General features: G+C 65.4%; 24 protein-coding genes. All 24 read left to right on the top strand.

Annotated elements, in window-relative coordinates:
* The first annotated feature begins 66 nt into the window (after nucleotides 1-66).
* The 24 genes from motA to A3M7_RS0123670 all read left to right on the top strand — a co-directional run bounded on the left by motA (nucleotide 67) and on the right by A3M7_RS0123670 (nucleotide 20,640).
* Nucleotides 67-963 carry a flagellar motor stator protein MotA gene (gene motA, locus A3M7_RS0123550; RefSeq protein WP_027546102.1) on the top strand — a complete coding sequence of 299 codons (897 nt, stop codon included), beginning with the start codon at nucleotides 67-69 and terminating at the stop codon, nucleotides 961-963.
* Entirely contained in the window at nucleotides 960-1,901 is a 942-nt protein-coding gene (locus A3M7_RS0123555) for a flagellar motor switch protein FliM (protein ID WP_027546103.1), read from the top strand. The genes motA and A3M7_RS0123555 overlap by 4 nt, the downstream gene beginning before the upstream one ends.
* Complete coding sequence (locus tag A3M7_RS0123560) at nucleotides 1,882-2,196, top strand: hypothetical protein (RefSeq protein ID WP_027546104.1); 315 nt, start codon at nucleotides 1,882-1,884, stop codon at nucleotides 2,194-2,196. The genes A3M7_RS0123555 and A3M7_RS0123560 overlap by 20 nt, the downstream gene beginning before the upstream one ends.
* A gap of 76 nt (nucleotides 2,197-2,272) precedes the next feature.
* Nucleotides 2,273-2,647, top strand: coding sequence for a flagellar motor switch protein FliN (gene fliN / locus A3M7_RS0123565; protein WP_011089617.1), 375 nt, complete (start codon nucleotides 2,273-2,275; stop codon nucleotides 2,645-2,647).
* A gap of 2 nt (nucleotides 2,648-2,649) precedes the next feature.
* Nucleotides 2,650-3,690 carry a flagellar motor switch protein FliG gene (locus tag A3M7_RS0123570; RefSeq protein WP_027546105.1) on the top strand — a complete coding sequence of 347 codons (1,041 nt, stop codon included), beginning with the start codon at nucleotides 2,650-2,652 and terminating at the stop codon, nucleotides 3,688-3,690.
* A 13-nt stretch (nucleotides 3,691-3,703) separates the two neighbouring features.
* Complete coding sequence (gene flhB / locus A3M7_RS0123575) at nucleotides 3,704-4,789, top strand: flagellar biosynthesis protein FlhB (RefSeq protein ID WP_027546106.1); 1,086 nt, start codon at nucleotides 3,704-3,706, stop codon at nucleotides 4,787-4,789.
* A 65-nt stretch (nucleotides 4,790-4,854) separates the two neighbouring features.
* Entirely contained in the window at nucleotides 4,855-5,256 is a 402-nt protein-coding gene (gene flgB / locus A3M7_RS0123580) for a flagellar basal body rod protein FlgB (RefSeq protein ID WP_049823646.1), read from the top strand.
* An 11-nt stretch (nucleotides 5,257-5,267) separates the two neighbouring features.
* On the top strand, nucleotides 5,268-5,684 hold the full coding sequence (gene flgC / locus A3M7_RS0123585; protein WP_027546108.1) for a flagellar basal body rod protein FlgC: 417 nt from the start codon (nucleotides 5,268-5,270) through the stop codon (nucleotides 5,682-5,684).
* Nucleotides 5,685-5,686: 2 nt separating this feature from the next.
* Nucleotides 5,687-6,016, top strand: coding sequence for a flagellar hook-basal body complex protein FliE (locus A3M7_RS0123590; protein WP_027546109.1), 330 nt, complete (start codon nucleotides 5,687-5,689; stop codon nucleotides 6,014-6,016).
* 17 nt (nucleotides 6,017-6,033) lie between these two features.
* Complete coding sequence (gene flgG / locus A3M7_RS0123595) at nucleotides 6,034-6,822, top strand: flagellar basal-body rod protein FlgG (protein ID WP_011089611.1); 789 nt, start codon at nucleotides 6,034-6,036, stop codon at nucleotides 6,820-6,822.
* Between the two features lie 13 nt (nucleotides 6,823-6,835).
* Entirely contained in the window at nucleotides 6,836-7,312 is a 477-nt protein-coding gene (flgA, locus tag A3M7_RS0123600) for a flagellar basal body P-ring formation chaperone FlgA (RefSeq protein ID WP_198033806.1), read from the top strand.
* On the top strand, nucleotides 7,309-8,439 hold the full coding sequence (flgI, locus tag A3M7_RS0123605) for a flagellar basal body P-ring protein FlgI (protein WP_027546111.1): 1,131 nt from the start codon (nucleotides 7,309-7,311) through the stop codon (nucleotides 8,437-8,439). Before flgA ends, flgI begins: the two co-directional genes overlap by 4 nt.
* A 67-nt stretch (nucleotides 8,440-8,506) precedes the next feature.
* Complete coding sequence (locus A3M7_RS0123610) at nucleotides 8,507-9,274, top strand: MotE family protein (RefSeq protein ID WP_027546112.1); 768 nt, start codon at nucleotides 8,507-8,509, stop codon at nucleotides 9,272-9,274.
* Nucleotides 9,275-9,970 (top strand): flagellar basal body L-ring protein FlgH, encoded by a 696-nt coding sequence (gene flgH, locus A3M7_RS0123615; protein ID WP_027546113.1) that lies wholly within the window; start codon nucleotides 9,275-9,277, stop codon nucleotides 9,968-9,970.
* Between the two features lie 42 nt (nucleotides 9,971-10,012).
* Complete coding sequence (locus A3M7_RS0123620) at nucleotides 10,013-10,456, top strand: flagellar basal body-associated FliL family protein (RefSeq protein WP_027546114.1); 444 nt, start codon at nucleotides 10,013-10,015, stop codon at nucleotides 10,454-10,456.
* Entirely contained in the window at nucleotides 10,453-11,193 is a 741-nt protein-coding gene (gene fliP, locus A3M7_RS0123625; RefSeq protein ID WP_027546115.1) for a flagellar type III secretion system pore protein FliP, read from the top strand. Before A3M7_RS0123620 ends, fliP begins: the two co-directional genes overlap by 4 nt.
* Nucleotides 11,194-11,458: 265 nt before the next feature.
* Complete coding sequence (locus tag A3M7_RS0123630; protein ID WP_027546116.1) at nucleotides 11,459-12,400, top strand: flagellin; 942 nt, start codon at nucleotides 11,459-11,461, stop codon at nucleotides 12,398-12,400.
* Nucleotides 12,401-12,678: 278 nt separating this feature from the next.
* Nucleotides 12,679-13,626 carry a flagellin gene (locus tag A3M7_RS0123640; RefSeq protein WP_027546117.1) on the top strand — a complete coding sequence of 316 codons (948 nt, stop codon included), beginning with the start codon at nucleotides 12,679-12,681 and terminating at the stop codon, nucleotides 13,624-13,626.
* 305 nt (nucleotides 13,627-13,931) lie between these two features.
* Nucleotides 13,932-15,560 (top strand): flagellar basal-body MS-ring/collar protein FliF, encoded by a 1,629-nt coding sequence (fliF, locus tag A3M7_RS0123645; protein ID WP_027546118.1) that lies wholly within the window; start codon nucleotides 13,932-13,934, stop codon nucleotides 15,558-15,560.
* Nucleotides 15,557-16,258 carry a hypothetical protein gene (locus A3M7_RS0123650; protein ID WP_027546119.1) on the top strand — a complete coding sequence of 234 codons (702 nt, stop codon included), beginning with the start codon at nucleotides 15,557-15,559 and terminating at the stop codon, nucleotides 16,256-16,258. Before fliF ends, A3M7_RS0123650 begins: the two co-directional genes overlap by 4 nt.
* Before the next feature lie 6 nt (nucleotides 16,259-16,264).
* The gene (locus tag A3M7_RS0123655) at nucleotides 16,265-17,590 is read left to right on the top strand and encodes a MotB family protein (protein ID WP_027546120.1); all 1,326 of its coding nucleotides are present in this window, start codon (nucleotides 16,265-16,267) and stop codon (nucleotides 17,588-17,590) included.
* Nucleotides 17,587-18,780 carry a chemotaxis protein gene (locus A3M7_RS0123660; RefSeq protein WP_027546121.1) on the top strand — a complete coding sequence of 398 codons (1,194 nt, stop codon included), beginning with the start codon at nucleotides 17,587-17,589 and terminating at the stop codon, nucleotides 18,778-18,780. Before A3M7_RS0123655 ends, A3M7_RS0123660 begins: the two co-directional genes overlap by 4 nt.
* The gene (locus A3M7_RS0123665) at nucleotides 18,777-20,108 is read left to right on the top strand and encodes a flagellar hook-length control protein FliK (protein WP_027546122.1); all 1,332 of its coding nucleotides are present in this window, start codon (nucleotides 18,777-18,779) and stop codon (nucleotides 20,106-20,108) included. Before A3M7_RS0123660 ends, A3M7_RS0123665 begins: the two co-directional genes overlap by 4 nt.
* Nucleotides 20,059-20,640, top strand: coding sequence for a transglycosylase SLT domain-containing protein (locus A3M7_RS0123670; protein WP_027546123.1), 582 nt, complete (start codon nucleotides 20,059-20,061; stop codon nucleotides 20,638-20,640). Before A3M7_RS0123665 ends, A3M7_RS0123670 begins: the two co-directional genes overlap by 50 nt.
* Nucleotides 20,641-20,707 lie beyond the last annotated feature (67 nt).

The following is a 20,707-nucleotide window of genomic DNA, read 5'->3' on the forward strand; positions in this document are numbered from 1 at the left end:
GAAGCCAGCTTCGCGCAAGCGTCGCCGACTAGATATTCCCGGTGGGATCGGCGATGGAGTTGCGCGTTGCTCAGTTTCGTGGGGATTTTCATCACGGTGGCGGCGCTGCTCGGCGGATTTGCCGCCATGGGCGGGCATCTGGCTGTGCTCATGCAACCGTGGGAGTTCGTGATCATCGTGGGCACCGCGGTGGGCACCTTCATCGTGGCCAATCCGTGGAAGACGGTCGTGGATACCGGGGTCGCCTGCATGCAGGCCATCACCGGCGCGGTGCCGGGGCAGCGCTACTATCTCGACCTGCTCGGGGCGCTGCATGCCCTGATGCGCGAGCTGCGGGGCAAGGGCCGCAACGAGGTCGAGGCGCATATCGACGATCCCGCGTCCTCCGAGATCTTCAAGGCGTTCCCGAGCGTGCTCGGCGACCCGTCGCTGCTCCAGTTCATCTGCGACTATGTGCGTCTCATCATCATGGGCAATGCGCGCACGCACGAGATCGAAGCGCTGATGGACGAGGAGATCCACACCATCGTGAAGGGCAAGCTGGCGCCCTACCATTCGCTGGTGACGGTCTCCGAGGCGCTGCCGGCGCTCGGCATCGTCGCCGCGGTGCTCGGCGTCATCAAGGCGATGGGCGCGCTCGACCAGTCGCCGAAGCTGCTGGGCGGCTTCATCGGTGCGGCCTTGGTCGGCACTTTCGCCGGCATCTTCCTGTCCTACGGCATCATTTCGCCCTTCGCGATGAAGATCAAGATGACGCGCGAGAAGAAGTGCCGGCCCTACATCATCGTCAAGCAGACGCTGCTGGCATTCATGAACGGCGCCATGCCGCAGATCGCGGTCGAGCACGGCCGCAAGATGATCTCGAGCGGCGAGCGGCCCTCGATCGACGTGGTCGAGAACGAGACGATCGCGGGTCCGAAAGCCGTCGTGGCCGACGTCGAACCGAAGGCGGCACGCGCATGACGATGGAAGACGTCGAAGTCGATCAGCGGAAGCAGCTGCCGAACTACCTGCTGGACGCGGCCGGCATATCGATCGATCGTATGCCGATGCTCAATGTGATCTTCGATCGCATGGCGGCATCCTGCACCGACAGCCTGCAGCCGATGGCGGGAACGCCCTGCTATTTCTCGGTCAACGGCATCACCAATGATCGGGTCGGCGACATCATCAAGGACTACGAGGCCAATGCGGTCGCCGCCGTGCTCTATGCCGAGCAGTGGGACTCCCGCATCATCATCATGCTCGACCGCGACTTCGTGTTCACGATGGTCGAGGCGATGTTCGGCTCCGATGGCGCCGAACCGCCGCTCGACGTCGAGCGCTCGTTCTCGAACATCGAGATCCGCCTGGTCCAGGCGCTGTTCGACCGTTTCGCCAAGGCGCTGCAATCCGCCTTCGCCGGCACCTCCAACGTCACCTTCCGTGTCGAGCGGGTCGAAACCGCGATGGCCTCGCTGGCGATCGGGCGGAGCGGCAACATGTCGATCTGCGCGAACATCATGCTGCAGGCGCTCTACCGCGGCGGCCAGATGTTCCTCATCATTCCGCACTCCGCGCTCAACCCGCTGCGCCAGAAGCTCGCCCATGTCGTCGTCAGCGACGGCCGTGCGTCCGATCCGCGCTGGCGCGAGCAGATGGAGAGCGAGGTCCACCGCACCGAAGTGACGTTGAGCGCGGTGCTCGACGAGAAAATGGTGACCCTCGGCGACGTCGTGAAGTTCGAGGTCGGGCAGGTGCTCGAGCTCGAAGCCACGCCGCGCACGCTGGCCCGCCTCGAAAGCAACAACCAGGTGCTGTTCTGGTGTCAGATCGGCCAGCTCGATGGCTATTACGCCATGCAGGTGGCAGATCCCGTGGATCAGAAACGGGAGTTCGTCGATGATATCCTATCTCGTTGATGCAGTGCTGCTGATTGCGCTTGCCTTCACCAGCATGCGGGTGACGCGGATGCACCGCGAGCTGGCGCGGTTGCGCAGCTACCAGGGCGAATTCTCGACCATCGTCCACGAGACGGCGGGCGCCTTCGATACGGTCATCACCGCAGCGCACGACTCGACCGCGAATCTCGGACGGCTCGCCAACGTGCTGAGCACGAAGATCGACCAGGCCAATGAGGCGATCGCGGCGCTCGACGCCAGGAGCGGACTTGCATCCGCAGCGACCGCGGGCGGCGCCGACGTGAACAAGCATTGAAGCCGAGGCCGGCGAACCAAAAACGACCGGAACGCCGCGGCGCGCCGGGAGCGGAAATACCAAGAGGCGATACCACATGGCGCAATCCTTCGACTATGAGTCTGCATCTGCATCGGAAGAGACCGAGACGTCTCCGCTGGAGCGGCTGGCCGAGATCGCCGCGCGCACGGCCGAGGAGAGCGGCAAGTTCGCCAATGTCGATGCCATCCTGCGCATTCCCGTCACCATGCAGGTGGTGCTGGGTTCGGCGACCATTCCGGTGGCGAACCTGATGAAGCTCGGGCGCGGCGCGGTGGTTCCGCTCGATCACCGGGTCGGCGAGCCCGTCGACGTCGTCGTCAACGGCCGTATCGTCGCCCGCGGCGAGGTGGTCGTCGTCGAAGAGGACAATTCCCGCTTCGGTGTCTCGCTCACGGAGATCGTTGGACCGCTGGGGCAGGGTGATACCTGACCATGGCGGCACAGGTGGGCATCGCTCCCGTCAAGCAGCGAGGCGTTGCCGCGCTGGGTGGTACGGAAAAGGTCGCGGCGCTCTTGCTGGCGATGGGCCGGCAGGCGGCCGCGAGCGTGCTCGCGCAGTTCGAGCCGCAGGATATCCGCATCGTGACCAAGGCCGCGGCCGAGCTGCGGCCGATCACCGCGCAGGAGCTTGAGTCGATCGTCGAGGAGTTCGCCCAGCAGTTCTCGATGGGGGCCAACATTCTCGGCACGCTCGGCGGCCTCGAGGCCGTGCTTGGCGACGTGCTTCCCGCCGACCAGGTCTCGGCGATCATGTCGGACCTGCTTGGCAATTCGAGCCGGTCGGTGTGGGACCGCGTCTCGTCGGTGTCGGAAAACTCGCTCGCGAGCTACCTCTCCAAGGAGCATCCACAGACCGCGGCCCTCATCCTGTCCAAGGTCAAGCCGGCCTGCGCCGCGAAGGTCATGAGTCAGCTTCCCTCGAGCCTGCGCAACGAGCTGATGCGGCGCGTTCTCAGCCTCAAGCCGATCGCCGACGATGCGATGAGGGTCCTCGAGAAGACGCTGCACGAGGATCTGACGCTGAACTTCGCCCGCAACCTCGGTGCGGACACCTATGCCCGCGTCGCCGACATCATCAACAAGATGGAGCGCGGCCACATCGAGGACATGCTGAAGAGCCTGTCGGAGAAGCGGCCGAAGTCGGCCGAAGTGCTGAAGGAGCTGCTGTTCACCTTCGACGACGTGATCCACCTGACGCCGAAGGCGCGCACCATGATCTTCGATCAGGTGCCGACCGATCGCATCGTCGTCGCACTGAAGGGGACCGACAAGCATTTCCGCGAGCTGATCCTGTCCTCGGTCGCATCGCGCGTCCGCCGCGTCGTCGAGCACGAGCTCGCCATCGGCGAGCCGTCGAACCAGCGCGACGTGCTGGAGGCGCGGCGCGTGATCACCGATCTCGCGCTCGACCTCGCGGAGAAGGGCGAAATCGAGCTCAACCCCGAGCAGGAGGATGAGCTGGTCTTCCGCTGACCGCTGAACGGGCATGGCAGAAACATCCGATCAGGACAGCAAGACAGAAGAGCCGACCGAGAAGAAAGTCCGCGATGCGCTCGAAGAGGGCAAAATCCCGGTCTCTCGGGAGGCTTCCATCTTCGCGTCGATGGCGGCGCTGATGGTGATTCAGATGTTCCTGATCGGTCAGGGCGTGCAGCGACTGACGCCGACCCTGAAGAACCTCCTCGACGATCCGGAGGGCTTCCCGCTCAGCACCGGGGCGGACGCCCAGAACCTCCTCACCGTGGTGGGACTCGAGGCGCTGCGATTCCTGGTGCCGCTGGTGGTCATCCTGCTCGTGTTCGGGCTGGCATCGTCGCTGCTGCAAAACGCGCCCAGCCTGGTGCTCCAGCGCATCATGCCGGACCTTTCGCGAATCTCCCCGATCAGCGGCTGGAACCGGCTGTTCGGAACGCAGGGCCTCGTCGAGTTCGCCAAGTCGCTGTTCAAGCTCGCCTCGGTGACCGCCGTTGTCGCCTTCGTGCTGCGCTCGTCCGAAGCAAGGGCGTTCGAGGCGATGTACACCGATCCGGTCGCGCTGCCGGAGATGATTCTCAGCATCGCGATGCGGATCGTCTCGGCGATCTGCATCGCGACCATCGTGCTGGTCGCGATCGATCTCGCCTGGGCGCGCTTCCACTGGCGGCGCCAGCTGCGTATGACCAAGCAGGAAATCAAGGACGAGCACAAGCAGGCCGAAGGCGATCCGCTGATCAAGGCGCGCCTGCGCTCGCTGGCGCGCGACCGCTCGCGACAGCGGATGATCGCCTCCGCATCGCGCGCGACGCTGGTGATCGCGAACCCGACGCACTTTGCGATCGCGCTGCGCTATAACCGCGAGGAAAACCCGGCGCCGCTCGTGGTGGCCAAGGGCATGGACGTGATCGCGCTGAAGATCCGCGAAGTCGCCGAGAAGAACAGGATCCCCGTGATCGAGAACAAGGCGCTGGCGCGCGCGCTCTACGAGGCCGTTCAGGTCGATCAGGTGATTCCGGCCGAATTCTTCCGGCCCGTCGCCGAGATCATCTACTTCCTGCAGTCGAAGCAGACGACGCGGCCCGAGAAGGTCCAGTAGATTTCCGAGGATGGTGCTTCGCCCAACAGCTTGACGAAAGCTTAACGCCCTAGGGTCCTTCTCGAATGGACCAGAATGGGGCTGTCGTGGGACCGCTTTATCTCTTCGAACTCGCATCATCGCAAGCGCGGCATCTCGAACTCCGCCAGTCGACCATCGCCACCAACGTTGCCAACGCCAATACGCCGGGCTTCAAGGCGCGCGACGTCGAGCCGTTCAACAAGGTGCTCGACGGAATGCCGGTCCGGCTCGCGACGACGTCGCCGACGCACATGCAGCTTTCCCCGGCCGAGACCGACACGCGCGCGACCGCCAAGAAGGACAGCTGGGAAGTGGTCCACTCCGGCAATTCCGTCAGCCTCGAGCAGGAAATGATCAAGGGCAGCGACGTCAATCGCGACTACTCGATGAACTCGGCGGTCGTGCGGTCGTTCCACCGCATGCTGCTGTCGAGCACGAAGACCTGAGGTGAATTGACATGCTGGACTCACTGAGCGCCTCTCTGACGGTCGCGAGCTCGGGGCTCGAAGCGCAGTCGACGCGCATGCGCATCGTCTCGGAAAACCTCGCCAACGCGACCTCGACGGGGCGGACCGCCGGCGCCGATCCGTATCAGCGCAAGACGATCACCTTCGACGCCGCGCTGGACCGTGCCTCGGGCGCGCAGCTCGCGAAAGTCAAGGAGGTCGGCGTCGACACCACGCCGTACCGCGTCGAGTACGATCCGGGGCATCCCGCCGCCGACAAGTCCGGCTACGTCAAGCTGCCGAACGTCAACATGATGATCGAGATGGCCGACATGCGGGAAGTCAACCGGTCCTATGAGGCCAATCTCCAGGTCGTGAAACAGGTGAGGTCGATGCTGGGCATGACCATCGACCTTCTGAGGAGTTGACAATGCTTGAGGCAATTTCGTCCACGGCGATCTCCGCAGGCCAGGCGGCGAGCCGCGCAACCGAGACGCAGGCGATCTCGCCCGCGGCGCCGACCGCGATCCAGTCCGGCGGCGACGTCGGTTTCGATTCGGTGATGAAGCAGGTGACGACGGACGCGATCGGCACGCTGAAGGCGGGCGAGGCGGCGTCGATCTCGGCGATGCAGGGCAAGGAATCGACGCGGCGCGTCGTCGAGGCGCTGATGTCGGCCGAGCAGGCCTTGCAGACGGCGGTCGCGGTTCGCGACAAGGTCGTGCAGGCCTACCAAGAAGTCGTTCGTATGTCGATTTGATCTGAAGGAGTCACATTGTGAAATCGCTTGCCATTGCGGCCACGGGCATGAATGCCCAGCAGACCAATATCGAAGTCATCGCCAACAACATCGCCAACATCAACTCGACGTCGTACAAGCGGGCGCGGGCGGAGTTCACCGATCTGTTCTACCAGATGGACCGCATGCAGGGCGTCGCGAACGTCAACGGCTCGTCGCCGATCCCGGAAGGCGCCAATCTCGGCCTCGGCGTCAAGTCGGCGGCGATCCGCAAGCTGCATATCCAGGGCGCGCTCACCCAGACCGGCAATCCCTACGACCTCGCGATCAACGGGCGCGGCTGGTTCCAGGTGCTGGGCCCGAACAACGAGGTGCAATACACCCGCGCGGGTTCGTTCAATACCAATGCCAACAGTCAACTCGTCACCACCGACGGCTACCTGCTGGATCCCGCAATCACGATCCCGCAGGGCACGGTCGAGGTCACGGTCAACCAGACCGGACAGGTATTCGCCAAGCTGGACACGGAAGTTAACCCGCGGCAGATCGGCCAGCTCAACCTCGCCAACTTCGCCAACGAGGCGGGCCTCGAGCCGCTCGGCAGCAATCTCTATCGCGAGACCACGGCGTCCGGCACGCCCGTCGTCGGCCTGCCGGGCGATGCCGGCTACGGCAAGATCAACCAGAAATACCTCGAGGCCTCGAACGTCGATCCCGTCAAGGAAATTACCGAGCTGATATCGGCGCAGCGCGCCTACGAAATGAATGCCAAGGTCATTCAGGCCTCGGATGAAATGGCCTCGACCGTATCGAAGGGCCTTCGCTAGTTCCGGTGTGTCCATGTTGAACAGGGTGGGCCTGATCGTGCGCGGGTTGGCCGCCGTGCTGCTGGTTCTCGTCTCGGCGCGCGTCGCTGCGGCCGAGGAGAAGCGGCTTCCCGTGCCGGCCGTGTCGATCCGCGCCGGCGAGCTGATCCGGGACGACATGATCACGGAGCGCGCCTTCGCGCCGAACCTGCTCGGCGTCGCCATGTTCATCGAGGGACGACAGGTCCTCGTCGGCCGCATGGCCCGGCGCGCGCTGCTGCCGGGCCAGCCCATCCCGACCAACTCGGTCGAAGACCCCTGGACCGTCGCCCGCGGCGCCATGGTCAAGGTCGTCGTCGAAGACAGCGGCCTGTCGATCGTCACCTACGGCTCGGCGATGCAATCGGGCGCCGCCGGCGCGCTGATTCCAGTGCGAAACACCGACACCGGCGTGATCATCAGGGGCGTCGTCCAGCCGGACGGCACCGTCAAGGTCGTGGACGGATCATGACCAGGCTCCTGCTTGCGCTCGTCCTTATCGTTTCCGCCGCCAGCGCCCAGGCCGCCGTCCGCATCAAGGACATCGCGGACATCAAGGGACTGCGCGAAAACCAGATCGTCGGCTATGGCCTCGTCATCGGTCTGAACGGCACCGGCGACACGCTTCGCAACGCTCCGTTCACGGAGCAGTCCCTGCAATCGATGCTCGAGAACATGGGCATCAATGTCAGGAACGAGACCACGAGCACCACCAACCCGGCGCGTCCGACCACCCTGCGCACGCGCAACGTCGCGGCCGTGATGGTGACCGCGGACCTGCAACCTTCGATCGGGGCGGGCGAGCGGATGGACGTGACGGTGTCGTCGCTCGGCGATGCGACCTCGCTGCTCGGCGGCACGCTCGTGATGACGTCGCTGCGCGCGGCGGACGGTGCGGTCTATGCGGTGGCACAAGGCGCGGTCACGGTCGCCGGCTACAGCGTGGGAGGTCAGGCGCAGAACGTCAGCCAGGGCACCCCGACCGCGGGCCGCATTCCGAACGGCGCGCTGGTCGAGCGAGAGGTGCAGGGAAGCCTCCATGAGATGGAATTCCTGGTGCTGGAGCTCAAGAACCCGGACTTCGTCACCGCAACGCGCATCCTCGATGCGATCAACCGCTACGCCGGCGGCCGCTATCGCGCGCAGATCGCCTTCGAGCGCGACTACCGCACCATCGTCTTGTCGAAGCCGCGCCATATCGGCCCGGTGCGCTTCCTCGCCGAAATCGGCGAGCTGACGGTCGAGCCGGACACGCCGGCGCGGGTGGTGATCAACGAGCGCACCGGCACGGTGGTGATCGGACGGGACGTGCGGATATCGACGGTCGCGGTGACGCACGGCAATCTGACGGTCCGCGTCACGGAGATGCCCGTGGTGTCGCAGCCGGCGCCGTTCTCGCGCGGGCAGACCGTGGTCGTTCCGCAGACCGTGGTCGAGGCCAACGAGGCCGGCTCGCAGGTGGCGATCCTGAGCGGTGTCGATCTCCAGCGCCTGGTGCGCGGGCTGAACCAGATCGGCCTCAAGCCATCAGGCATCATCGCGATCCTCCAGGCGATCAAGACGGCCGGCGCGCTCCAGGCCGATGTCATCGTCCAATGATGCATAAGCGTCGTGCAAGCTTGGTCGCTCAATGCTGAGGTCTCGACCGAGAATCGCACGCGGCCCGATGCTGAAGCTGGATCACAAAGCCAAACTCCTCCTCCTGGTCGCGGCCGCGGCGCTCGCGGGCGCCTCGCCCGTGCTGGCGCTGGATGAGGCCAAGTCGTCGAAGCCGCTCAACCTGCTCTCCTTCGCGCGCGCGCGGGCGCCGGGACCTCAGAAGCCACGTAACGTCACTTCGTTCCCGAGCGACAACGCCGCGATGCGGGCGACGGCCTGGGCCGCTGAAGACGGCGGACCCGCGATCACCGGCGCAGTGCCGGCTACCGAAACACCTCCGCCAGCGCCTGCACCCGCGCCCGTACGTCCGGCCAAGCCCGGCAGCGTCACGGCGCCGCCAAAGCCCGCACCGCCGCAGGCCGCTGCGACCGCGGACAACGAGATCGCCCTGTTCTGCAGCAACGTGGCCGATCCCGCCGTCGATGCGAGATTGGCCTGGCAGCTCAAGGAGCTGGAAAAGGCCGAGAACCAGCTCCGCGAGCGCATCGCCGAGGTCGAGGCCAAACGCGCCGAATACGAGAAATGGATGGCGCTGCGCGACGACTTCCTGAAGAAGGCCGAGGCGCAGGTCGTCGAGATCTATTCGCGCATGAAGCCGGATGCTGCCGCCACCCAGATCGCCGGCATGGCGGACGAGACCGCCGCCGCCGTGCTCGCCAAGCTCAGCCCGAGGAGTTCGAGCGCGATCTTCAACGAGATGGATACGGCGCGCGCCGCGCACCTCGCCGACCTGCTCGGCGGAATGCGCCGCGTGGATGACGGAAAGACGAAGTAGATGAAGAATCTGATCCTCATCCTGCCGCTCTTGATGCTTGCCGGATGCGTCGGTGATCCGGCGGAAGTCCTGACCGGTCCGCGATTGTCGCCCGTCGGCAGCGGCCTGCGGAGCCAGGCCGACCCGATCCCGGTGACGCCCCGCGTCCGTACGCCGGTCAGCTATCGCTCGACCTGGGACGACGGCACCGATCTCTATCGCGATCCCCGTGCCCGGCGCACCGGCGACGTCGTGACGGTGATCATCTCGATGCAGGACAAGGCCAAGCTCGACAACAAGACCGACCGCTCGCGCGATTCGCAGATCAAGTTCGGGCTCGACTGGCTGATGGACGTCGCCGGATGGGCCGACAAGGGCCAGGCCACCGCCAACCTCAGCACCAACACGCAGGTCAAGGGCAATGGCCAGATCGACCGCACCGAGGACATCAAGCTGTCCATCGCCGCGATCGTCACCGACGTGTTGCCGAACGGCAATATGATGATCAGCGGCTCGCAGGAGTTCCGCGTCAACACCGAGATGCGCGTGCTCAATGTCGGCGGCATCGTGCGTCCGCGCGACATCTCGCGAACCAACACGATCTCCTACGAGAAGATCGCGGAGGCGCGCGTATCCTATGGTGGTCGCGGAAATCTGTCGGACGTGCAGCAGCCTGGATGGGGACATCGGATCTATGACGCCGTGGCACCGTTCTGAGGTTCGCGCCGGCCGGGCCGCGTCGCGAGGGCAGGGGACGTGATGCGCCTGATTGCCGCCATTGTGGCGCTGACCCTGGTCGCGATCGGTGCCGGTGCCCTTGCCGGCCTGCATCTGTTTGCGGCCGCCGAGCGCGTCGCCGACGCGAAGAAGAGCGCCACGCCGCCGCCGCTTGCGTCGAGCTACGCCGGCAGCGCGCGGCTTCGAAAACTGTCCCCGATCGTGACCAATCTCGGCGCGCCGGCCAACAACTGGGCCCGTGTCGAGGCCTCCATGGTGACCGAGAGCATGAGCGACGAGGACGCCGGCATCCTGGCCGCCCATATCAGCGAGGACATCGTCACCTATCTGCGGTCGGCCTCGGTCGCGCAGTTCGAGGGATCGCGCGGGCTCCAGCATCTGCGCGACGACCTCGCCGAACGCGCCAATGTCCGCTCTTCGGGTAAGGTGCGCGAATTGATCATTGAGACGTTGGTGATTCAGTGAAATTGAGAGTCCTGCTGCTCGCGTTGATTCTGGCGGTGCTGCCCGAGATGGCGTTCGCCCAGATTCCGGACCTCAACTCGCTGCTGCCGCCCGGAAACGGCTCGACCAGCGGCCGCATCATCCAGCTGATGGCGCTGATCACGGTGCTGTCGGTGGCGCCGGGACTGCTCATCATGGTGACGAGCTTCACGCGGTTTGCGGTGGCGCTGTCGTTCCTGCGCTCCGGCCTCGGCCTCCAGACCACGCCGGCCAATCTGGTTCTGGTCAGCCTCGCGCTATTCATGACGTTCTACGTGATGGCACCGACCTTCGACCGCGCCTGGGAGACCGGCGTCCAGCCTCTCATGAAGAACGAGATCTCGGAGGAAGAGGCTTATCTGAAGATCACCGATCCGTTCCGCGAGTTCATGCTGGCTCATGTCCGCGACAAGGATCTCCAGACCTTCGAGGCGCTCGCCGCGGAGAGCTTCCGCAAGAAGTTCGACGACAAGCGCATCGATTTGCGCGTCATCATTCCGGCCTTCATGATCTCCGAGCTCAGGCGCTCGTTCGAGATCGGATTCCTCATCATGCTGCCGTTCCTCGTCATCGACATGATCGTGGCGACGCTGACCATGTCGATGGGCATGATGATGCTGCCGCCGACGATTATCGCATTGCCGTTCAAGATGCTGTTCTTCGTGCTGATCGACGGCTGGAACCTGCTGGCCTCCGGACTGGTGCGGTCGTTCTCGTAGCAGCGGCGATCGCCGGCCGGCCGGTTATGGTTAGCGAGAAGTACCCGCTTATGGTTAGCAGCGGGTAATGTTAACCATATGATTTTACAGCAGAATTCAGGCCGATCTTAATCCGCAAGCAAGATTCGGCGTGCTAGCAATGCGTCACGGCGGGTTGGACCCCCACCCACATCAGTCCAAAGGCATGATGCCGCCCCTCCGTACCGGTGAAAGCCCGGTATGTCCCCTCGTGAAAATGTAACGCGTACATAAAGGGACATTCGCAATGTCAAGCCTGCTTACGAACTCGACCGCCATGACCGCGCTCCAGACCCTCCGGTCTGTCAGCTCGCAGCTCTCCACCACGCAGAACCGCATCTCGACCGGCCAGCGCGTCTCGACCGCTTCGGACAACGCCGCCTACTGGTCGATCGCGACGTCGATGCGCTCCGACAACGCCGCGCTCGCTGCGGTCTCCGACTCGCTCGGTCTGTCGGCCGCGACCGTCGACACCGAATATACCGCTCTGACCACGGCCATCGGCGATAGCACCTCCGGTCTGACCAAGCTCCAGGCGCTGCTGGTCGAAGCCAAGACCGCCGGTGTCGATCGCACCAAGATCCAGGCAGACGTCACGCAGATCCAGCAGCAGCTGAAGTCTACAGCCGGTGCGGCGACCTTCAACGGCATCAACTGGCTGAGCATCGACACCTCGAGCGGTTCCACGGCCACGCCGACGAGCTTCAACCTCGTGTCGTCGTACTCGCGCGTCGGCGGTACGCCCACCATCGGCTCCATCACCGTGACGACCGCCAACTACGCGCTCTACACCACCGGCGGCGCAACCAAGACCGGCATCCTGGACACGGTGACCGGCACCGGCTCGACCGCTGCGTCGGTCGACACGATCGCCATCGGCGCGCTGACCGACTCGGCGGCTGACCAGACCACGCTCGATGGCTACATCAAGCAGGTCACGACTGCGATCAACACGGTGGCATCGGCCGCCGCCAATCTCGGTGCCGTCAAGAACCGCCTCTCGACCAACACGGAATTCGTCCAGTCCCTGATGGACTCCGTGGACCGCGGTATCGGCCAGCTCGTCGACGCCGACATGAACAAGGAGTCCACCCGCCTTGCGGCCCTCCAGGTCCAGCAGCAGCTCGGTGTGCAGGCGCTCTCGATCGCCAACAACAGCAGCCAGAGCATCCTGTCGCTGTTCCGCTAAACCTCAACTCGTCTGGGGGAGGGCCGCGCTTCTCGTGAAGCGCGGCCCTTTTCTTGTCTGGCGTGACGCCGCGTCCACGCCATGATCCTGCCCCGCTGTTGCAGCCGGGTCACAGAGCCACAAGCCTCGCACAAGCTTCGGCGGGTAACCTCTCCGCTACGACAGGTTGGGCCCTTCACCGCATTTCCGCGCGCCCAAAGGCATGACGCCGCCCTGTCGTACCGGTGCAAGCCCGGTATGTCCCCCAAACACAATTCAATCTTCAAAGGGACATCAAAATGGGTTCTAGTCTGCTCACCAACTCGTCTGCAATGACCGCGCTGCAGACCCTCCGCAACGTCAGCTCGCAGCTCGCGACCACGCAGAACCGGATCTCGACCGGCCAGCGTGTCTCGACCGCTTCGGACAACGCTGCCTACTGGTCGATCGCGACGTCGATGCGTTCCGACAACGCCGCGCTCTCCGCCATCTCCGACTCGCTCGGTCTGTCGTCCGCGACCGTCGATACCGAATATACCGCTCTGACCTCGGTTATCGGCGACAAGACCGGCGGTCTGACCAAGCTCCAGGCGCTGCTGGTCGAAGCCAAGACCGCCGGCATCGACCGCACCAAGATCCAGGCTGACATCACCCAGATCCAGCAGGACATGAAGCTCAAGGCCAACTCGGCGACCTTCAACGGCATCAACTGGCTGAGCATCAACACCTCGACCGGTTCCTCGGCCACGCCGACGAGCTTCAACCTCGTGTCGTCGTACTCGCGTGTCGGCGGTACGCCCACCATCGGCTCCATCACGGTGACGACCGCCAGCTACGCGCTCTACACCACCGGCGGCGCAACCCAGACCGGCATCCTGGACACGGTGACCGGCAACAGCACGACCGGTTTCGCGTCGGTCGACAACATGAGCATCAGCGCGCTGACCGACTCGGCGGCGAACCAGGCCACGCTCGATGCCTACATTGCGCAGGTCACCACTGCGATCAACACGGTGGCATCGGCCGCCGCCAATCTCGGTGCCGTCAAGAACCGCCTCGCGACCAACACGGAATTCGTCAAGACCCTGATGGACTCCGTCGACCGCGGTGTCGGCCAGCTCGTCGACGCCGATATGAACGCGGAATCGACGCGCCTGCAGGCGCTACAAACCCAGCAGCAGCTCGGTGTTCAGGCGCTCTCGATCGCCAACGCGAACAGCCAGAGCATCCTGTCGCTGTTCCGCTAAGCCGCGGCTTCGAAATCGGCCGTGCTCCCAAGGGAGCACGGTCTCCGCCATGAACGGCGGATATAGCGGCACACGACGTGCCCGTAACCGATCTCCCGACGCCAGATTCCAAGCAACACGCCGCAGCCGATCGCGCCGCGATGCGTCCGGCCGTGCACCTGTTGCCGATCCGTGCGATAGCGTCCCCCGACGTCTTGTAAAATTACAACGCCTCGCCCGCGAACCGACACATTCGTGTTCCTGCGCAACCTTCAGACAAGGTTGGCAGCGGAGTGTCCCATATGTTCGCATTGGTACGAGGTCACATGCTGTTCAGTCGTGCGCAGATACAGCAACTGCTCAACAATCTGCTGGAGCTTGGGCCGCGACGCCTGATGGCTCTGGGATTGATCGGCTTTGCCGTTCTCGTTACCGTCGTCGGCGGCGCTTATTATCTGAGCCGGCCTGAATTCGAAACGCTCTATACCGGCCTCTCCCGCGAAGATGTGACGCGCATGGGCGCCGCCCTGCGCGAGCAGAATATTGCCTTCGACGTCAATACGGCTGGAGACGCCGTCTCGGTGCGTCCGAGCCAGACCATGCAGGCGCGGATGCTGCTCGCCGAGAAGGGGCTGCCGACCAGCGCCAATTCCGGCTACGAGCTGTTCGACAAGATCGGCTCGCTCGGCCTGACCTCGTTCATGCAGGAAGTCACGAAGCTGCGCGCGCTCGAAGGCGAGATCGCGCGCACGGTGCAGCTGATGAAGGGTGTGAAGGCGGCGCGGGTGCATATCGTGATGCCGGTGCGCGGCTCGTTCCGCGCGACGCAACAGCCACCCTCGGCGTCGGTCGTGCTGCGCACCGACGGAGCGATCGAGGCACGCACGGCGCAGTCGATCCGTCATCTCGTCGCGGCCGCCATCCCCGGCATGAGCCGCGACAAGGTGACGGTGCTGGATGCCGACGGCTCGATGCTGTTGGCCGAAGAGGACGAGGCCACCGCTGCCCCGACCAAGATGGCAAGCCTCCAGAAGACGGTCGGGGGGATGGTTCAGGAGAACATCCGCAAGGCGCTGACGCCGTATCTGGGTCTCGACAATTTCGAGGTGAGCGTCGCGCCGCAGCTCTCCACCGACAAGCGGCAGACCAACGAGACCGTCTACGATCCGGAGAGCCGCGCCGAGCGTTCCGTGCGGAACGTGCGCGAAAAGGAGTCGTCGCAGAATGCGGACCGCTCGACGCCAACCACGGTGCAGCAGAACCTTCCCGATCAACAGGTGAATGGCGGCGGCAGCAAGAACTCCAGCGAGGACAAGACCCGCCGCGAGGACGTCACCAATTTCGAGGTGTCGTCCAAGACCACGACGACGGTGAGCGACGGCTATCTGGTCAAGAAGCTCTTCATCGCCGTGCTGGTCAACCGCGCGCGCCTCGTCGCCGATCTCGGCGACAAGAGCAACCAGGCCATCGTCGACAGCAAGCTCGCCGAGATCAGCCAGCTCGCGGCGACCGCCGGCGGACTCGACAAGCAGCGCGGCGACCAGATCCAGGTCACGGCCGTCGACTTCATCGAAGGCTCGCGCGAGCTCGCGCCGGTGCCGCCGATCAGCTTCGTGGAAATGATCAACAAGCAGCTCGGTAGCGTCATCAACGCGGTGACGATCCTGGCCGTGGCGTCGATGCTCGTCTGGTTCGGCCTTCGCCCCGCGGTCAACGGCATTCTGGCCCACCGCGCGGCGCAGGAGCAGACCGAGGCGGCGGAGGCCGCTGAGCTTGAAGCCGCCACAGCCCTTGCATTGGCCGAGAGTCAGGACCCCGAGCTCAACCTCGTCGAGGACCTCGAAGGCAAGATGCAGCGCACGCCGCAGAAGCGGCTGGAGCAGATCGTCCGGCTTGATCAGGCCCAGGCAGCAGCGATCCTTAAAGACTGGATGCGACGCGAGGAGGCGGCATGAACGCGGCAATCGGAAAACTCCTGACGCAGTTCGACGCGAACGGCCGGGTCAAGTCGCCGCCGCCGCCTCCGCCGCCCAAGATCCCGGACGTGCTGACCAGGCCGAAGGAGGTCCGGCGCGAGCCTCAATCTCAACCGCAGCCTCAGACCCAGTCGCAGCCGCAGCATCAGTCGCCGCCTCCGGCGCCCGCGACGGAAGCCCCGCCGGTCAATCTCCTGGACGATGCCTATCGGCGCGGCCACGCCGCCGGCGTTGCGGAAGGCGATGCCAGGGTTGCCGAGGAACGCGTGCGCAGCGCGATCCGGCTCGGCGAGGAGCGGGCCAAATGGTCCGACCAGCAGGCGGTCACGATCGTGAGCGGCTTCGAGGCGGCTTGCCGCGAGATCGAGACCAACATTGCGAGCTCCGTTGCCCGAATATTGCTGCCGTTCCTCGCCGATGCGGTCCGCGACAAGGCGATCGGGTCGCTGGTCGAGCAAATCGCGACGCTGACCGGCAACTCGCCGGTGCCGGTGTTCAAGATCACCGGCCCGAGCGAACTGCTTGACCTGGTGAAGACGCAGCTCGAGACGGCCCGGCGAACGGGCATCGAGTACGAGGCCGCCGAGACTTTCGAGGTCCGCGTCGTCGCCGACCAGACCGTGATCGAGACGAAGATCGCGGCATGGAGCGAGCGCCTGAACGAGGCACGCAGGTAGCCTGCCATGGAGGAGGTCAAGCAAGAGCTCGTGATCGTCCGCCGGCGCAGCGCCTTCGCCGAGGAGGCGCATCACGGTGGCGTATGGAAGATCGCCTATGCGGACTTCATGACCGCGATGATGGCGTTCTTCCTGGTCATGTGGCTGCTCAACGCGCTCAACCAGGACCAGAAGCAGGTGGTTGCGAGCTATTTCAATCCGATCAAGCTCGCGGAGAACGCACCCGCCCCGAAGGGCCTCAAGGATCTCTCCAAGAAGGAGCCGACTTCGTTCGAGGGTCAGGACGGCAAGCGTCAGCCGGCCGGGCCGAACGAAGAGCGTCGCGGAGACTCGCCGACGGCGGAGAAGCCTGCCTCCTTCGAAGAGAAGGTTCTGTTCCGCGATCCCTATGCGACGCTTGCCGAGATCGCCAATAGCGCGAACCAGGCCTCGGGCCAGCGCCGCGCCGGCGCGCTGACCTCCGCGGAAGAGGATGGCCTCAAGGGCGGCGACGCCTATCGCGATCCTTTTGATCCCGGCTATTGGAGACTGGCGCCGCAGGCGTCCAAGGATTCGGATCGCTTCATCGAGAGCGAGCCCAAGCCGAATGCGTCCGCGCGCGACAACGCGACCGGGACGGGCCAGGGCGAGCCGCAGGCACGCCGTGCCAAGGCGGATGATGCCGGCGGAAGCGTGGCGCCGAACGCCGATGCGTCGTCCGCAAGCCTGTCGCCCCTGCTGCCGCCCGGACCCGCGCCGTCGCAGCCTTCGCGTGAAGGCAGCGCGCAGGCGAACGCGCAGCCGGGTGCTCAGGCCAGTGTCGCTGCGCAAGGGCGTCCCGGCGATACGTCGAAGGATTCCGAACCGCGCGACGCCGCGCAAACGCAGCAGCCGACCGTCAAGCAGCTTCAGTCCGCGATCGCGGATGCGCTGTCGGACATCAAGGCGGGCGCGGGACCGGCGGCCGAGGTGCGTCAGGTCGAGGAAGGTCTGCTGGTCAGCCTGACCGACGATGCAAGCTTCGGCATGTTCGCGGTCGGCTCGGCCGAACCGCGGCCCGAGCTCATCCGCGTGATCGACAAGATCGGGCCGCTGTTGATGAAACGCCAGGGCATGATCATCGTCCGCGGCCACACTGACAATCGGCCGTACAAGTCGGAAACCTACGACAATTGGCGGCTGTCGACCGCGCGTGCGCAGATGGCCTATTACATGCTGGTTCGCTCCGGCGTCGATGCGCAGCGGATCGAGCATGTCGAAGGCTACGCCGACCGGCGGCCGAAACTTCCGAACGACCCGGCGGCCGCGCAAAATCGCCGGATCGAGATCCTGATCCGGGAGAAGCGCCCTTGATCAGGCCGCTCCTCCGTGCCGCCCTGCTGGTGCTGCTGCCGTTCGCGGCGGCACGCGCGCTGGCCGATCCGGCGCCGGCTCCGGCGTCGACATCGGGTGAACCCTATGAGCTCGTGCGCGCATTGCAGGCCGTGCAGGACGGCATCGCCAACGGCGACACCGCCGCGCATGGCGGCCACATCGCGCTGATCCGGCAGATCGGCGAGAAATTTCTCGCCGCCGATGCGAGCGTGTGGAGCAATGCGCAGAACGGCCAGGCCGTCGTCATCTACCTGCTCAGCGGCGGCGCGCCGCAACTGGTCCGCAAGCTGCCGCGCGACAAGATGAACGTCGACGGACGGCTGTTCGACGGCGCGCTCGCCTATGTCGAGGGCCGGCAGGACGAAGCGCGCGAGCTGCTCAGGGACGTCAAGCCCAGGACGATTCCGTCGGGTCTGGGCGGACAGGTCGCGCTGGTCCAGGGCGCGCTGTTTGCACGCACCGAGGCCTCGCTCGCGATCGAGCGCCTGGACGACGCGCGCCTGCTCCTGCCCGGCACGCTGGTGGAGGAGGCGGCGCTGCGGCGCGAGATCCTGCTGGTCGGGCAGGCCGAGGATTTCGACAAGTTCGAGTTCCTGACGCTGGCCTATATCCGCCATTACCGCAACTCGGTCTATGCCGGCGATTTCTGGCAGCGCTTCTCCACGGGCCTGACGCAATCGAGCCTCGCTCTCGACGAGCGCCGCTTTGCGCGGATCGTCACCATGCTGGAGCAGATCGATCGCAGTAGCCGCCTCAAGCTTTACCTCGTGATCGCGCGCAGTGCGATGGTGCGTGGACGGATGGCCGTGACCCGGCTTGCCGGCGAGCGGGCGCTGACGCTCAGCGCCGACGCCTCGGCGGAGCGCGAGCGTGCGCATTTCTTCCGTGGCGCCTCGCGGGTGCTCACCGACGAATATGACGGCGGTCTCGCCGAGCTGAAGGCGCTCGACCGGTCGAAGCTGCCCGAGCGCGACGTTCCCTTGCTCAATGCAACGGTCCAGCTCGCGCTCGATGTTCGCAAACCGTTCGCGGGCGGATCTGCCGCCACCGCCGACAAGCCTCCGGTCACGCCGGCGCGTCTCGATCTCGCCTCATCGACCGCGGCTCTCGCGCGTGCGCGGAAGGAGCTCGGCGAACTCGAACTTCTCACCAGGGATCGCCGCCCATGACCAAGCTCAGCGGAACCGCCGGACATTTTTCGGGGCTCGCCGAGAGCCTCAATATGCGCGGGACGTCGCGCTCGGCGAAGAGCGCCGGCGCGAAATCGCAGGCGGATTCTTCGTTCAACGATCTGCTCCACACCGTCTCGAACCTGGCCAAGCGGGCGCTCAAAGACGAGGGCGGCGATACGACCGTGAAGGCCGGAACGCTGCGCACGCACCTTGCGCATCCGGCCGGGAAGGACGAGGCGGTAAACGAACGCACCGAGGCAGCCGACGACGCCAAGTCCAGTCACAAGTCGTCCGACCAGGAGACCGACCAGTCGTCGGAGACGCAAGGTCCGGTCGACCAGGCCGCGAAGGCCGACGTTTCGAGCCTGCCGAGCATTCCCGCGATCGTCGGACAGGAGCTCGCCGCCGTGCCGGCCGTGAAGCTGCAGGTGCAGTCACCGGCTGGGGACAGGAAGGACGCGCCCGCGCGCGACGGGCGCTCCTCCACGACGAAGGGCGAGGTTCAGGCGACGGGCATGGCGACGGTCGCTATCGCCGATTCCGCGCCGCCCTCTGCCGGTCCGACAGGCACGCGCTCACAGGCCGCGGCTTCGCAGGTGGCGGCCGCCGCGCCGCAGGGCAACGAGAGTTCGTCAAAGGCAATGCCCGCGACGCCGGGCTTCGAGGCCGTCACGGCCAATGTCGAACGTGCCGTCAAGGCTTCGGCCCGGGACGCATTGCCCGAGGCGACCAAGGTCACCGTGGTCCAGCAGGAGACCCATCTGCCCCCGGCGCAGTTCAACGCGCCGCAACAGGTCGCCAACGCGGTGGTTACCGAGCTGAAGGAATCCTCGGCGCCGGCGGCGTCCGCAGCACCCGATCTCGCGACGTCCCAGACCAATGCGCCGGACCAGCCGCTCAAGATCCTGACCGTCAGCCTCGAGCCGCCGTCGCTCGGCAATGTCACCGTGCGCCTCCGCCTCGTCGGCTCGGAGGTCTCCATCCATCTCGCGGCCGAACGCAAGGACACGAGCCAGATGCTGGACCAGCAGCGCGACTCGATCCGCGAGCTGATGCAGTCGGCCGGCTACGTCGCCGACGTCGCCCCCGTCCAGCACGGCTCGCTGGACGGATTCCAGAGCGGCTCCGGCCAGTCGCAGCCGCAGTTCTCGGGCCAGCAACAGCCCTCGTCACAGTCGCAAGGCACGTTCGACGGCGCCGGCACGTCGTCGGGACAATCGGACGGCGATGCGAGACAGGCCCGGCAGGAGCGCCAGTCCAACCAGGAGACGCGTCATGACCAGGACGTGGCGCCGCAGATTCGTCGCGGCCCTGTTTATCTGTAACGCCGGCGCCGCCGAGGCGGCTGCCGACAGCGCGCGCCCCTGCGAGCGCGAGATGGCGCGCGCGTCCCAGCAGCACGGGATTCCGCTCGGCATTCTCTATGCGGTCGGCCTCACCGAGACCGGACGGCGCGGCGCGCTCCATCCTTACGCGCTCGGCGCCGACGGCCAGACCGTGTTCGCCAGGGACATGAACGATGCGATCGCGAATTTCGAGGCGATGCGAGCTAAGGGCATCAAGCTGATCGACCTCGGCTGCATGCAGATCAACCATTATTATCACGGCGACAAGTTCGCTTCGGTGCGCGCGATGTTCGATCCCGCGAAGAACGTCGAATACGCCGCACGCTTCCTGAAAGAGCTGAAGCAGCGCGAGGGCAGCTGGACCATGGCGGTCGCCCGCTACAACGCAGGCCCGAACAACCAGCCGGCGCAGAAGCGCTATGTCTGTCACATCGTGGCTCACCTCGTCTCGAGCGGCTTCGGCGCGTGGACCGACAACGCGCGCTCCTTCTGTCAGCCGAAGACAACCTGACAACAGGAAGTTGTGCATGGTTCCCGATCATCAGCCCCGCGCAAGCAAGAACCCTCATTGTAGCTGC

Source organism: Bradyrhizobium sp. WSM2254, assembly GCF_000472645.1.
Lineage (GTDB): Bacteria > Pseudomonadota > Alphaproteobacteria > Rhizobiales > Xanthobacteraceae > Bradyrhizobium > Bradyrhizobium niftali.